Origin of the sequence: Amycolatopsis kentuckyensis (genome assembly GCF_041679295.1) — a bacterium.
GTDB classification, from domain to species: domain Bacteria; phylum Actinomycetota; class Actinomycetes; order Mycobacteriales; family Pseudonocardiaceae; genus Amycolatopsis; species Amycolatopsis kentuckyensis_A.
In genome coordinates this window covers 733,971-747,194 of sequence record NZ_JBGDMD010000001.1, presented here as the reverse complement: position 1 = coordinate 747,194, position 13,224 = coordinate 733,971, and the positions used below count along the sequence as shown (strand labels likewise).

Below are 13,224 nucleotides of genomic sequence, written 5' to 3'. Positions count from 1 at the left end.
AATCTACGAGGTGAACCCACCCGAAGGAGTTCCCTTGTCCCCCAAGCAAGCCCTCGTCGTCGGCGCCTCCCGCGGCCTCGGGCTCGTCCTCGCCCGCGAGCTGACGAGCCGCGGCTGGCACGTCATCGCGACGACCCGGGGCGACCGCCCCGACGAGCGGTTCGAAATCGAATCCCTGGAGATGACCAGCACCGAGCAGCTGGCCGCGTTGCGCGAACGCCTGGCCGGGCGCCGGCTCGACCTGCTCTTCGTCAACGCCGCGATCGACCGCGGGAACGCCCCCATCAGCGAGGTCCCCACCGACGTCTTCACCGAGGTCATGGTCACCAACGCGCTGAGCCCGCTGCGGACCGTCGAGGCCCTCGGCGACCTCGTCGCACCCCAGGGGACCATCGCGGTGATGTCGTCCGAGCAGGGCAGCATCTCGCTGAACACCGAAGACGGCTACGAGCTGTACAAGGCCAGCAAGGCCGCGCTCAACCAGCTGATGCGCAGCTACGCGACCCGGACGGCCGAGGACGGGCGCACCAAGCTGCTCATCGACCCCGGCCACAACCGCACGCGGCTCGGCGGCCCCGACGCGCCCCTGGACCCGGAAAAGTCCATCCCGGAGGTCGTCGACGTCCTCGAGGCCGAAGCGCACAAGCCCGGTCTGCGGTTCCTGGACCGCCACGGCGAGCCCGTGCCGTGGTAGCCGCTCACCGGGCCACGGCGTACGCCTGCTGCCCCCGGGGACTCGCGGCGGCCAGCACGAAACCGTCGCCGAAACCCGTCGCGCACACCTTGCCCAACGACTTCTCCGGCGCCGAGACGACGTCGTGGCCCCGCTCGCGCAGCTGATCGACGACGTCGGCCGGGCACCCGGCCTCCACCACCAAGCGGTTCGGCCGGGCCGAGCGCGGTGCGAACGACGAGGGCACCTGGTCGGTGTGGAACGCCCGCTGCTCGATCGCCGCCTGCGGGCTCAGGCCGCCGTCCACGTGGCTGACGAAGAAGTTCAGCGTCCACTGGTCCTGCTGGTCGCCGCCCGGGGTGCCGAACGCCAGGTGCGGGCGCCCCTCGCGCGTCACCAGCGTCGGGCTGAGCGTGGTCCGCGGGCGCTTGCCCGGGGCGACCGTGTTCGGGTGGCCTTCGGCCAGCAACGCCATCTGCCCGCGGGTGCCGAGCGGGAAGCCGAGGCCGGGGATGACCGGCGAGCTCTTCAGCCAGCCGCCACTCGGGGTGGCGACGACCATGTTGCCTTCGTGGTCCGACGCGCTGATGCAGCACGTGTCGCCCTTGGCCGCGGTCAGCTTCACCACCGCCGGGATGCCGTCGGCCAGCTGGGCGCGCCAGTCCGGGTCGGCCGGGGCGGGCAGCGGCGGCTCCGGGAACCAGCCGTCCAGGCCCGGGCGCAGTGCACCGCACGCCCGCTCCCCCACCAGCTCGCGACGGGCCGCCGCGTACTCCGGGTCGAGCAGCCGGCCGAGCGGGACGTCGGAAAACGCCGGGTCGCCGTAGAAGGCCTCCCGGTCGGCGAACGCGAGCTTCGCGCACTCGACGACCGTGTGCAGGTGCTCGGCGCCGCCGTGGTCCATCGCCGCCAGGTCGAAGCCCTCCAGCAAACGCAGCTGCTGCAGGAACACCGGGCCCTGCGACCACGGGCCGGCCTTGTGCACGGTGTGGCCGCGATAGCCGGCGGTGACCGCCGGCTCGATCGTCGGCCGCCAGGACGCCAGGTCGTGGCCGGTCAGCAGGCCGCCGTTGCGGCGGCCGGTGGAGTCCAGTGGCTCGGCCGTGGCCAGGTACTTGTCGATCGCTTCGGCGACGAACCCCTGGTAGAACACGGCGACGGCCGCGTCGATCCGGTTCTCGCGCCCGCCCGGGGCGGCCTCGGACTCGGCGAGGATGCGCCGGTAGGTCGCGGCCAGGGGCCGGTTGCGCAGCCGGCTGCCCGCCCGAGGCGGCCGTCCGTCGGGCAGGTAGACCTCGCCGGACGCGGTCCATTCCTCGCGGAACAGCGGCGCGAGCACTTCGATCATGTCCGCCGCCTTCGGCAGCAACGGAAAACCGTCGTCGGCGTAGGTGATGGCCGGGGCGAGCACCGTGCCGAGGTCGAGGCGGCCGCGGTCGCGCAGCAACCGCAGCCACGCGCCGAACGCGCCGGGCACGACGGCCGGCAGCAGCCCCGAGCCGGGGATCGCGTCGACGCCGCGGTCGCGGAACGCCTGGGGCGTCGCTGCTTCCGGCATCGGGCCCTGGCCGCAGATGACCTCGACCTCGCCGGTTTCGCCGTCGTGGACCAGGATCGGGACGTCGCCGCCCGGGCCGTTGAGGTGCGGTTCGACGACCTGGATGACCAGCGCGGTCGCGACGGCCGCGTCGAAGGCGTTGCCGCCGAGGTCGAACATCGCCGTGCCGGCGGCCGAAGCCAGCCAGTGCGTGGAGGACACGGCGCCGCGGGTGCCGAGCAGTTCGGGTCGGTCGAGCACGTCAGCTTCCCTTCTCGCGGTCCGGGTCGGCCAGCTCGCCGGACCCGGCCGGCAGCACGGCACCGGACACCGACGCCGACACCGGCCGGCCGTCGGCGACCCGGACCGAGCAGTACAAAGTGGACGGACGCCCCTGTTCACGTCCTTGGCGCAGCGTGAAGTCGTGCACGCCGTCGCCCGTGAGCCGGCCCGCCTCGACGAGCCAGACGCCGAGGCCGAGCGCGGCCGACGAGCACGCCGGGTCCTCCGGCATCCCGTAGCCGGGCGCGAACAGGCGGCCGTGCGCGGTGTTCGTCGTCGCGTCCCAGCTGAACACGAGCACGTCGGCTAGGCCGGCGGCGGCCATCCGGGCGAAGTCGGGTTCCGCGGCCGCGACGGCGTCCGCGCGGACCGGCAGGAAGTGGAACGCCGGGCCGAACCCGCACGCGGCGGGGCGGGCGCCGTCGGCTGCGGGGGCGGGCAGGCCGACGGCGCCGAGCAAGGTCCCCGGGTCGAGCGGTTCGCTCTCCAGGGGGTCGTTCGCGGTGATCTTGCCCGCTTCGGCGGACACGTCCAGGGGCAGCCGCTTCGGCCCGCACTCCTGCACGACGCGCCCGGCGGGCACCAGGCCGAGCCGCGCGAGCGTCACCGCCGTGCCGATGCTGGAATGGCCGCCGTACGGCGATTCCGCTTCCGGTGTGAAGACCCGGACGCGGTAGTGGGCGCCGGTGCCGGTGGGCGGCAGCACGAACGCCGTCTCGGTGTGGTTGATCTCGCGGGCCAGCGCCTGCATGCCCTCGGTGTCGAGGTCGCCGGCCTTCGGGACGACGCCGAGCGCGCTGCCGGCGTAGACGTGGTCGGCGAACATGTTGACGATCTCGTACGCGGGCATGCTGCTCCTTTCAGGACAGATCCAGCGAGCCGAGGACGCGCTCATCCCCTTGGTAGGGCTCGGATTCGCGGGGCCAGTGCACGACCAGGTCGGTGAATCCGAGGTCGGCGAACGTGCCGGAGGCGTCCTGAAAGGACTGCGCGGAGTCCAGCACGCCCCCGACGGTCGCGCCGGTCACCAGCAGCTTCCCGGCCGACGCCGGATCCCGGCCGGCCGCGACGCAGGCGTCCTCGAACGCGCGGAGCTGGTCCTTCAGCTCCGGCACGACCAGGTCCCAGCGGCGGGCGTCGAACCGGCCCGGCGCGCCCGCGGTGAGCCACGTTTCGCCGTACCGCGCCGCCAGGCCCATCGCCTTCGGGCCGGTCGCGGCGACCGCGAACGGCACGTGCGGCCGCTGCACGCACCCCGGCTCCATCCGCGCGTCCTCGCAGCGGTAGTACTGGCCTTCGTACGACGTGAGCGGTTGCCGCAGCAGCAGTCCCGTCAGCTCGAGGAACTCCGCGAACCGCCCGAGGCGGCTGCCCCGCGGCGCGGTGCCGAAGACGCTCTCGTCGTATCCCCCGGCCCCCGAGCCGACGCCGCAGATCAGCCGGCCGCCGGAAATGTCGTCGAGCGTCATCAGCTCCTTGGCGAACGGCACCGGGTGGCGGAACGTCGGTGTCGCGACGAGCGAGCCGAGCCGCATCTTCGACGTCACCCCGGCCGCGGCGGTGAGTGTCGGCAGGCAGCCGAACCAGGTATCGTCGCGCAGCCAGCGCCACATCAGGTGGTCGTAGGTCCAGGCGTGGTCGAACCCGAGCTCTTCGGCGTGGCGCCAGCGGTCCCGCGCGGCGGACCAGCGCTGCTCGGGCAGCAGGACGATGCCGTGGCGCACGGCTCAGTCCGCCGGCGAGCCGGCGGCGCACGCGGCGACGTCGGCGAGCAGGCCGACGAACCCGGCCTCGCAGGAGCGGACCTCGGGACTGGTCAGCTCCTTCGGCGGGTCCTCGGCGTCGGACACGGAGTCGACGCCGTTCTCGGACACGTCCAGCGCGACGGCGTTGAGGCGGCGCAGCAGCTGCGCGACGACGTCCGGCAGCGACGTCGGGGCCCGCAGCGTCATGAAGTAGTTGTCGTAGACGACACCGAGGACGTCCGGGTGGTGCGTCTCGGTGGCGCCGGTCGAGTCCTGCAACAAGGACCGTCCGCTCGGCACCAGCTTCGCCGCGATGCCACCGTGGACTCGTTGGTAGAAGCCGACTTCGTCGCGCAGCGCCTTGACACCGGGCGAGTCGTCGTCCGGTAGGCCCTTGCCGCAGTAGAGGTCGCGGACCGGCGCGAAGTCCGGCGCCCAGGTGCCGCTGAACCCGCGGTGCTGCAGGAACATGCTGGGCCGGATGACCTCGTGGTAGACGTCGATCGGCGTCGAGCTGGTGTAGAGCAGCATCGCGCTGAAGCCGCGGGTGAACAGGGCGGCCGACGCCAGCGCGGCCTCGCGGTCGCGCTCGCCGCGTTCGGCCAGCGCCAGTTCGCGGGCGACCAGCTGCCACAGCACGAACGTGATCTGGTGGCCGGTGATCCAGCGGAACCAGTAGAGCCGGTCGGACGATTCGACCGGCTCGACCGTGCCCGGCGCGCCCCCGCGGGCGAGGTGCTCCAGGTGCGTGCACAAGCCGGCGAACCGGGAACACGGCCCGTCGCCGTCGGGTTCGGTGCCCGCGTCCGGGATGGTCAGCGGTTCGAGACCGTAGGGGAAGTCGCCGAAGTCCCACCCCTCGCGCACGGGGACCTCGGTGAGCACGGGGACGGTCATCACGCGGCCTCCGGAATCCAGGTGAATTCGTATTCCAGGCCGTTCACGTCGAACGCGTAGAAACTCTGCACGCCGTCGGCGTCGGTGACGATCTCCGTCGCCGGCTCGTCGCGGGTGAAATGATATCGACCGGATTCGTACAGCTTTACCCAGTGACGCTGCCACGCGCGCATTTCCGCGGGCGAGCCGACCTCCATGCAGACGTGCTGGAACTGCGCGTCGCCGGAATCGGGTGCTTCGGCCCCCTCGCCGGCGCGTTCGAAGAGGTGGAACCGGGTGCCGCCGGCCCGCAGCTCGACGAGCTTCACGATGCCGGGCAGCCGGCTGGTGGTAAGCTCGGAGAACTCGTCCAGAGACCAGTTTTCCTTGCAGCCGAAGAAGTCCTGGTACCACGAGACGCAGTTGTCCAGGTCGGCGGTCTGGATCCCCAGGTGGTGGAACGTGGCCGCGCGCAGCGGGGCGAGACGGGGCGACTCGAGGGTCGCCACGGCGTGCTCGGTCATGGTCGCCATCCTTTCTTCCGGCGCCGGGTGCACATTCCCAGACGGCGCCTCGAGAGTGGCCTTGATCGATCAGCGGGGGTGGCTGTGAAATCAACCGCCCGATCTCCGTCGAGCCTACATTGGTTGCCGTCGGGAAATCAAGTTGGCGGCAAAAGAATCTCGATTATCCCTACAGCCGAGCGCGATCCTCAAGTACGATCGGAAGGCATGAGCGAAGACCAGTGGACGAAAATCGACACCTACACCTCGACCTTGATGGTGGAGCACGACGCCGCCCTGGACCTCGCGGCCAAGGCGAGCGCCGAGGCCGGGCTGCCGGAGATCGCGGTGGCACCCAACCAGGGCAAGTTCCTCCACCTGCTCGCCCGCACGCACGGCGCGCGCCGGATCCTCGAGGTCGGCGCGTTCGGCGGCTACAGCGCGATCTGGCTGGCCCGGGCGCTGCCCGAAGGCGGCACGCTGACCACGCTGGAGGCTGAGCCGTCCTTCGCGGAAGTGGCGCAGCGGAACATCGACAACGCGGGTCTGTCCGATGTGGTCGACCTGCGCGTCGGCAAGGCCCTCGACACGCTGCCTGCGCTGGCCGGCGGTGAGCCGTTCGACTTCGTGTTCATCGACGCCGACAAGGCGAACATCCCGGAGTACTTCGGCTGGGCCTTGGAGCTGACCCGCCCGGGCAGCGTGATCGTCGTGGACAACGTGGTGCTCGACGGGCTCGTCGTCGAGGCCGACAGCCCCAACCCCGCGGTGCAGGGCGTGCGGCGGTTCAACCAGCTGGTGGCCGACGAACCGCGCGTCACCGCGACGACCGTGCAGACCGTCGGCAGCCGCGGCCACGACGGGTTCTGCCTGATGCTCGTCGAGAGCTAGCAAGCGCACGACCGGAGGGCCTTCCCGCACCGCGGGGAGGCCCTCCGTCCATTCCGGACCCACGTCAGAGCCGATCGGGGTTGATCAGGTCCGGGGCGGTCCAGCCGTCGAGGTCGTACTCGGCCAGGCACTGCTCGGCAAACCCCTTGTAGCCGTCCACCTGGCCGGACATCTGCTGCGCGGTGAGCATCTCGATCCGGACGTTCTCGTGGTTGCCCGAGAAGTTCCGCTCGTAGAGCTCGTTGCGGCCGGCGAACTCGGTGCCGACGGAGTCCCAGATCAGCTTCATCAGCTTGACCCGCTCGACGGCGTCGTAGCCCGACGAACCCCGGACGTACTTGTCCAGGTACGGCCGCAGCTCCGGGTTCTGGAAGTCGCTGGCGTGCGAGTTGAGGTAGATCAGCGCGCTGCCCAGGTCCTGGTGGATGATCTCGCGCACCCGCGGGTAGCCGATCGTCATGAACCAGCGGTAGGCCATGCCGTAGTCGAGCTTCGGCAGCAGCGCGCCGTCCTTCCACGGGTCCGGGTTCAGCGCCATCGCGTCGCTCAGGCCCCAGAACATGTTGCGCCACGCCAGGACTTCGCCGATGCGGGTCTGGATGCCGCGGAAGTCCTTGGTGCCGGTGACGTCGACGCCCTTGAGCAGCAGCCCGGCCAGGAAGTCCAGCTTGACCGCCAGCCGCGTCACGCCGTGGAACGTCGAACGGTTCAGGAACCCCGACGCCGACAGGAAGGTCGCCGCCTTGGCCTGGTCGCCGTAGACGAAGACGTTCTCCCACGGGATCTTCACCTTGTCGAGGACGAAGATCGTGTCGTTCTCGTCGAGGCGGCTGGAGAGCGGGTAGTCGAACGGACTGCCCATCGTGTCGGCCTGCAGCGCGTAGGACGGCCGGCAGATCAGCTTGAGCCCCGGCGAGTCCATCGGCAGCGTCGCCACGAGCGCGAACTCGCGCTTCTTGACCGGCAGCCCGTAGTGGGCGATGAAGTTGCCGTGCGTCAGCGCCGAGCCGGTCGCGACGACCTTGGCGCCGCTGACGACCAGGCCGTCGTCGCGTTCCTCCTCGACGTGCACGAACACGTCCCCGACGTCGTCGGCCGCCTTGTGCCGGTCGACCGGCGGGTTGATGATCGCGTGGTTCCAGAACAGGACCTTCTCCTGCGCCTCGGCGTACCAGCGGCGCGCGTTGCCCTCGAACTCGCCGTAGTAGCCCGGGTCGACGCCCAGGGTGGCCAGGAAGCTCGCCTTGTAGTCCGGGCTGCGGCCGAGCCAGCCGTAGCTCATCCGGGCCCACTCGGCGATCGCGTCCCGGTCGCCGAGCAGGTCCGATGTGGACTTGGGGGCGCGGAAGAACTTGTGCGTGAACCCGCCGCTGCCGGTGTCGGTCGGCGTGGTCAGCACGTCCTGCTTTTCCGGGTCGTGCAGGGCGTCGTACAGGCGGGCGGTCATCCGCGCGGTGTTGCGGAACGCCGGGTGCTTGGTCACGTCGTCGACGCGCTCGCCGTAGGCCCAGATCTCGCGGTCGTCGCGGATGCTTTCCAGGTACTCGTCCCCGGTCAGCGGCCGGGTCGTCGTCTCGCTCACCTGATTGCCTCCCATCGTTGCGGGGCCGGGCCGTCCAGGGACCACGACCAGTGCGGTGCTTCGGGTTCTTCGGCCAGGCGCGGGAAGTCGCCGCCGAAGAACAGCAGCGGCCGCCCACCGGCCAGGTCCAGGCCGGTGACCTCGCCGACGTGCAGCACGTGGTCGCCGCCGTCGTAGGCGCGCCACGGCGTGCACTCGACGTGCCCGACCGTGCCGGCCAGCCGCGGCACGGGCGAGTCGAGGTCGGCCCAGGGCACGGCGTCTTCTTCCAGGGGCTTGCCCGCGAAGTGGAGGGCGACGTCCCGCTGGGCCTCGGCCAGGATGTTGACGACGAACGGGCCGTCGCCGAGGTGGTTCACCGAGCGGCTGTGCCGGTCCAGCGAAACGAGCACGAGCGGCGGGTCCAGCGACACGGACGTGAACGCGTTGACCGTCGCGCCGCGCACCAGTTCGCCGCGGCGGTAGGTCACGACGGTGACGCCGGTGGTGAAGTGGCCGAGGAAAGCCCTCAGCCGGGCCCGGTCGACCGCCGGGGCGGTGGTGGTCATGGGTTTCCTCCTCCGGTTACGGCGTGGTCGACGACATCACGCAGGATTGCCGGGCCGTCCTCGGTGAGGAACGACTCGGCGTGGAACTGGATGGTCGCCAGCCGCGGGCCGCGCAGGCCGATGACCTGGTCGTCGAGGCCGCGGACGACGTCGGCGGGTGCCCGGCCGGGCACGGCGACGCGGTCGTCGGGAGTACGCGCGGCGAAGCTGTTGTAGAACCCGACGGCCCGGCGCGCGCCGTCGATCGTCACGTGCGCCTGACGCCCCTGGTTGGGCCGCGCGAGCCGCCGGACGGGCAGGCCCAGTTCGGCGCAGAGCACCTGGTGGCCCAGGCAGACTCCGGCGAGCGGCCGGCCCGAGCGCAGCAGGTCCGCGGCCAGCGCGCGCAGCCGGCCGACCTTCGCGCCCTCGACGTCGTTGGGATCGCCGGGCCCGGGGCCGAGCAGCACCAGGTCGTGCTCCGGCAGCTCGCGTGCGTCCCACGGCACGGTCGTCACCGCGCAGTTCACCGACTTCAGCTGGTAGGCCAGCATCGAGGTGAACGCGTCTTCGGCGTCGACCACCGTGATGCGCACCCGCGAGCCACGGCCGGGCCGGGTGCCGTCGAGCCAGAACCGGGATTTCCCGTTGTTGCGGGCCTTCAGCGCCGAGCGCACCTCGTCCGACGACGTCGGCGGCGGGGGTGTCGCGGCCTGGCGGGCTTCGCCGGACAGCGACTTCAGGACGGCCGACACCTTCGCGGTCGTCTCGGCGGCTTCCGACAGCGGCGCGGATTCGCGCACGATCGTCGACCCGGCCGCCAGCCGGACGTCGCCGCCCGGCGAGATGTCCGCGGTGCGGATGAGGATCGCCGAGTCCAGCGAGCGGCGGCCGTCGTCGTCGCTGCCGACGAGCCCGATGACGCCGCTGTAGTAGCCGCGCCCCTGCGGCTCGTAGCGGCGGATCACCCGGCAGGCGTTGACCAGCGGGCTGCCGGTGACGGTCGGCGCGAGCAGCGTGTGCCGCAGCACTTCGGTCAGTGGCTTGCCGGTCTCGCCTTCGAGGGAGTACTCGGTGTGCGCCAGCCGGGACATGCGCCGCAGCCGCGGCCCGGACACCCGGATGCCGCGGTCGCACAGCTCGGCCATCATCTTCAGCTCCTCGTCGACGACCATGCACAGCTCGTCGGCCTCCTTCTCGTCGTGGAGGAACTCGAGCAGGCCGCCGGCGTCGGCGCCGCCTTCCGGGTAGCGGTAGGTGCCGCTGATCGGGTTCATCGTGACCGTGCGGTCGAAGAGCCGGACGTGCTGCTCCGGCGTGCTGCCCAGCAGGTAGCGCTCGCCGGTGAAGACGAGGAACGTCCAGTACGCGCCGGCTTCCGCGCCGAGCAGGCGCTTGAACACCGCCCGCGCGACGTCGTCGTCGAAGCCCGGGAACCGGCCGCGCAGGCTGCGGGAGAGCACGAAGTTCGCGCCCTCGCCGGCGCCGATCTCGTCGTCGAGGATCCGCTCGACCGTGCGGGCGTACTCGTCGTCGCCGAGGTCGAACGCGCGGTCCTCCAGCGGCGGCGCGTGGTCGGGCAGCGCGGCCAGGGTCTCGGCGACCGTCAGCGTCGCCTGCGATTCGATGTCCATCACCTGCAGCGGGACCCGGTCGTCCGGGCAGTCGTAGCCGCGCTCGGCGAGCTGCCGGTACGGGAGCAGGACCAGCTTGGTGTGCCGGCCCCGGCCCTCCCACGACCCCTCGTCGAGTGTCAGGTCGGCCAGCCGTCCGGCCGTGCGGACCGGCCCGGAGACGACCTCGACCTGGTCGCCGCGGCCGCTGCCGGGCCGGTGCAGGATCGCGTACGGCGACCCCGCGCGGATCGGCAGCGGGCTCACGCGACCACCGCGCCTTCCAGCTGCCCGGCCAGCGCCGAGGTGGTGGTGGCGACCGCGCAGTTGCGGGCCGCGTACTCGACGGCCAGCCGGTGCTCGTCCGGGCCGAAGTCGGCGACCGCGTCCGCGACGAAGAACGTCTCGATGTCGTGGGTGAACGCCTCGACGGCGGTGACCAGGCAGCCGACGTGGGCGTAGATCCCGCAGACGATCAGCTGGTCGCGCCCGGCCGCGCGCAGCCGGTCGAGCAGGTCGGTGCGGTGGAACGCGCTGTAGCGCCACTTGGTCAGCACGAGGTCCGCCGGCGTCGGCGTGAGCTCGTCGATCACCTGCCGGTCGGCCGGGGTGGCCTTCATGCCCGGACCCCAGATGTCCTGCAGCAGCCCGCGGTCCTCGGGCGTCATCGAGCCGGGCTGGGCGGTGTAGTACACCGGGATCCCCAGCCGGTCCGCGGTTTCCCGCAGCCGGACGATGTTGCCGACCAGCGTGCGCCGCAGCTCGCCGTCTCGGGCGTAGAAGCCGACGAAGTAGCGCTGCATGTCGTGGATCAGCAGGGCCGCGCGGCCCGGGTGGGGCCGCCAGCCCGCGGTGCTGACCGGGACGGTCGTGGGCAGGTCGTACGGTTCGATCGTGATGCCGCTCATCAGGCCTCCTTCAGCTCGTTCAGACAGCGCCGAGGGCCGCGCCGCCGTCGACGAGCAGGGTCGCGAGGGTCACGTGCCGGGCTTCGTCGGACAGCAGGAACGCCACACTGCGGGCGACGTCTTCGGGCGAGCCGATGCGCCCGAGCGGGATGCCCAGCCGGAACTGGCCGGGATCCCCGTCCAAAGTGGACTTCGAACCGGTCTCATCCGTCCACATGGACCGCAGCATCGGGGTGTCGGTCGAACCCGGCGCGACGACGTTGCAGCGGACGCCGAGCGGCGCGAGGTCCAGGCCGAGGCTGTGGGTCAGGCTGGTCGCGGCGGCCTTCGACGCGGCGTAGGCCGCCATGTGGCTGCGCGGCACGCCGGCGGCGTTCGACGCCACGGTGACGATCGAGCCGGCCTTCCGCGCGGCCATCCGGCGGGACACCGCGCGGCAGACGTGGAAGACGCCGGTCGCGTTGACCGCGAAGGTCTCGTTCCAGTCCTCGTCGGACAGGTCCGCCACGCGGCCCATCCGCAGCACGCCGGCGACGTTCGCCAGGCCGGAAATGGGGCCGAAGCCGTTCTCGACGCGTTCGACGGCGGCGTCGACCTCCGCGCTGGAGGTGACGTCCACGGTGTAGGTGTATACGCTGCGGCCCTCGTCCAGCAGCGGCTTCGCCACGTCGGTGAGAGCGGCTTCGTCGCGGTCGAACAACGCCAGGGTGTGGCCGCGTTCGGCGAGCAGGGTCGCCGTCGCGGCGCCGATTCCGCTCGCCGCGCCGGTCACCAGGGTCACACTCATGAGGCCAGCTCCGTCCTCAGTTCGCTGGTGGCTTCGGGCTGCCAGTGCGCGGTCAGCGCGACGGCCTGGGTCAGGTTCAGCCGCGGGTCGCACAGCGTCGTGTAGCCGGGCCCGCGCGCCGCTGTGATGCCGGCGCCGTGGCACTCCGAGATCTCGCTCGGGGAGGCCTCCATGTGCAACCCGGCGCACGCGCCGCCTTCGACGGTGACGATCCGGACGAACTGGCGCAGCTCGTTCATGATGTCCTCGAGCCGGCGCACCTTCAGCCCGTCGTCGGCGACGACCGTGTTGCCGTGCATGGGATCGCACAGCCACAGCACCGGGTGCCCGGCCGCGCGCACCGCCCGCACCAGCGGCGCGAGCTGCCCGACCCGGGCCGCGCCGAACCGCGGGATCAGCGTGAGGCGCCCGGGGGTGCGGAACGGGTCGAGCCGCTCGCACAGCTCGAGGACGTCTTCGATCGACGCCTTCGCGCTCACCTTCGCCGCCACCGGGTTGACCACAGTGGACAGCAGGTGCACGTGGGCGCCGTCCGGACGCCGGGTCCGCTCGCCGATCCACGGCCAGTGCGTCGACGCCAGGTAGCGGCGGCCGCCCGGCATGCCGCGCACCAGCGGGACCTCGTAGTCCAGCAGCAGCGCCTCGTGGCTGGTCCAGATCCGCTCGGCCGGGTCGGCGCCCGCACCGCGGCCCAGGCGCCCGATCGACGCGCGGACGTCGAGCGCGGCTTGGTGCGCGGCCAGGATCCGGGTGGGATCGGGGATGCGGGCTTCGGCCGTCGGCTCGGGGCTGTTGACGATCGGGCCGCGGTAGACCGGCAGCTCCCGGCCGTCGACCTCCTCGACGTTCGCCGAGCGCGGCTTGGCGTACTGGCCCGCGATCCGGCCGACCTCCAGGACCGGGCGGCCGGAGCCGACGCGCATCACCTCGGCGAGCGTGTCGAGCATGCCGACCTTGCGGGCGACCGCGGGGACGCCGGTGTCGGCCGGGTCCTCGGCGCAGTCGCCGGCCTGCAGGACGCAGAACTCCCCTTCGGCCGCGCGGGCCAGCAGGGACCGCAGCTGCAGCACCTCGGCGGGACCGACGACGTCTTCACGCCCGGCCAGGGTGTCGCGGACCTCGGCGAGCTCGGCGGGATCGGGCCACTCGGGTTGCTGGGCGGCCGGGTAGCCGGTCAGGGTCCCGGCGCCCGGCTCGGGCGTGCGGTGCAGCACCGGCCGGGCTCGTTCGGGCAGCGTCTTCCTCATCGCGCATTCCTTGCTGGAGAGGGAAAATCACGGAAAGAACGGGGACGAAGCGG

General features: G+C 71.9%; 13 protein-coding genes. 2 read left to right on the top strand and 11 right to left on the bottom strand.

The genetic code is table 11. The annotated features are described in order from the left end of the window. Positions 1-34: 34 nt before the first annotated feature. The gene (locus ACERZO_RS03435) at positions 35-694 is read left to right on the top strand and encodes an SDR family NAD(P)-dependent oxidoreductase (protein WP_372661490.1); all 660 of its coding nucleotides are present in this window, start codon (positions 35-37) and stop codon (positions 692-694) included. Between the two features lie 4 nt (positions 695-698). Here ACERZO_RS03435 and ACERZO_RS03430 read toward each other — a convergent pair whose 3' ends face one another. From ACERZO_RS03430 to ACERZO_RS03410, 5 genes are read right to left on the bottom strand one after another with little or no spacing between them, the layout of a single operon-like run. Then, positions 699-2,471: a gamma-glutamyltransferase family protein gene (locus ACERZO_RS03430; RefSeq protein ID WP_372661487.1), complete on the bottom strand. Its 1,773-nt coding sequence runs from the start codon at positions 2,469-2,471 to the stop codon at positions 699-701. A 1-nt stretch (position 2,472) separates the two neighbouring features. After that, positions 2,473-3,342, bottom strand: coding sequence for a PhzF family phenazine biosynthesis protein (locus ACERZO_RS03425; protein WP_372661484.1), 870 nt, complete (start codon positions 3,340-3,342; stop codon positions 2,473-2,475). 10 nt (positions 3,343-3,352) lie between these two features. Further along, positions 3,353-4,216, bottom strand: coding sequence for an LLM class flavin-dependent oxidoreductase (locus ACERZO_RS03420; RefSeq protein ID WP_372661481.1), 864 nt, complete (start codon positions 4,214-4,216; stop codon positions 3,353-3,355). Positions 4,217-4,219: 3 nt separating this feature from the next. Then, positions 4,220-5,134 (bottom strand): hypothetical protein, encoded by a 915-nt coding sequence (locus tag ACERZO_RS03415; RefSeq protein ID WP_372661478.1) that lies wholly within the window; start codon positions 5,132-5,134, stop codon positions 4,220-4,222. Then, positions 5,134-5,637 (bottom strand): VOC family protein, encoded by a 504-nt coding sequence (locus tag ACERZO_RS03410; RefSeq protein ID WP_372661475.1) that lies wholly within the window; start codon positions 5,635-5,637, stop codon positions 5,134-5,136. The genes ACERZO_RS03415 and ACERZO_RS03410 overlap by 1 nt, the downstream gene beginning before the upstream one ends. 207 nt (positions 5,638-5,844) lie before the next feature. Between ACERZO_RS03410 and ACERZO_RS03405 the strand changes: the two genes are divergently transcribed. Further along, positions 5,845-6,507 (top strand): O-methyltransferase, encoded by a 663-nt coding sequence (locus ACERZO_RS03405; RefSeq protein ID WP_372661472.1) that lies wholly within the window; start codon positions 5,845-5,847, stop codon positions 6,505-6,507. 64 nt (positions 6,508-6,571) lie between these two features. Here ACERZO_RS03405 and ACERZO_RS03400 read toward each other — a convergent pair whose 3' ends face one another. From ACERZO_RS03400 to ACERZO_RS03375, 6 genes are read right to left on the bottom strand one after another with little or no spacing between them, the layout of a single operon-like run. Continuing rightward, positions 6,572-8,089 carry a 4-hydroxyphenylacetate 3-hydroxylase family protein gene (locus tag ACERZO_RS03400; protein ID WP_372661470.1) on the bottom strand — a complete coding sequence of 506 codons (1,518 nt, stop codon included), beginning with the start codon at positions 8,087-8,089 and terminating at the stop codon, positions 6,572-6,574. Next, positions 8,086-8,637: a flavin reductase family protein gene (locus tag ACERZO_RS03395; RefSeq protein WP_372661467.1), complete on the bottom strand. Its 552-nt coding sequence runs from the start codon at positions 8,635-8,637 to the stop codon at positions 8,086-8,088. Before ACERZO_RS03395 ends, ACERZO_RS03400 begins: the two co-directional genes overlap by 4 nt. After that, complete coding sequence (locus tag ACERZO_RS03390) at positions 8,634-10,496, bottom strand: anthranilate synthase family protein (RefSeq protein ID WP_372661464.1); 1,863 nt, start codon at positions 10,494-10,496, stop codon at positions 8,634-8,636. Before ACERZO_RS03390 ends, ACERZO_RS03395 begins: the two co-directional genes overlap by 4 nt. Further along, the gene (locus ACERZO_RS03385) at positions 10,493-11,137 is read right to left on the bottom strand and encodes an isochorismatase family protein (RefSeq protein WP_372661461.1); all 645 of its coding nucleotides are present in this window, start codon (positions 11,135-11,137) and stop codon (positions 10,493-10,495) included. Before ACERZO_RS03385 ends, ACERZO_RS03390 begins: the two co-directional genes overlap by 4 nt. Positions 11,138-11,156: 19 nt before the next feature. After that, positions 11,157-11,924 (bottom strand): 2,3-dihydro-2,3-dihydroxybenzoate dehydrogenase, encoded by a 768-nt coding sequence (locus tag ACERZO_RS03380; RefSeq protein ID WP_372661458.1) that lies wholly within the window; start codon positions 11,922-11,924, stop codon positions 11,157-11,159. Further along, complete coding sequence (locus tag ACERZO_RS03375; RefSeq protein WP_372661455.1) at positions 11,921-13,171, bottom strand: 3-deoxy-7-phosphoheptulonate synthase; 1,251 nt, start codon at positions 13,169-13,171, stop codon at positions 11,921-11,923. The genes ACERZO_RS03380 and ACERZO_RS03375 overlap by 4 nt, the downstream gene beginning before the upstream one ends. Between the last annotated feature and the right edge of the window lie 53 nt (positions 13,172-13,224).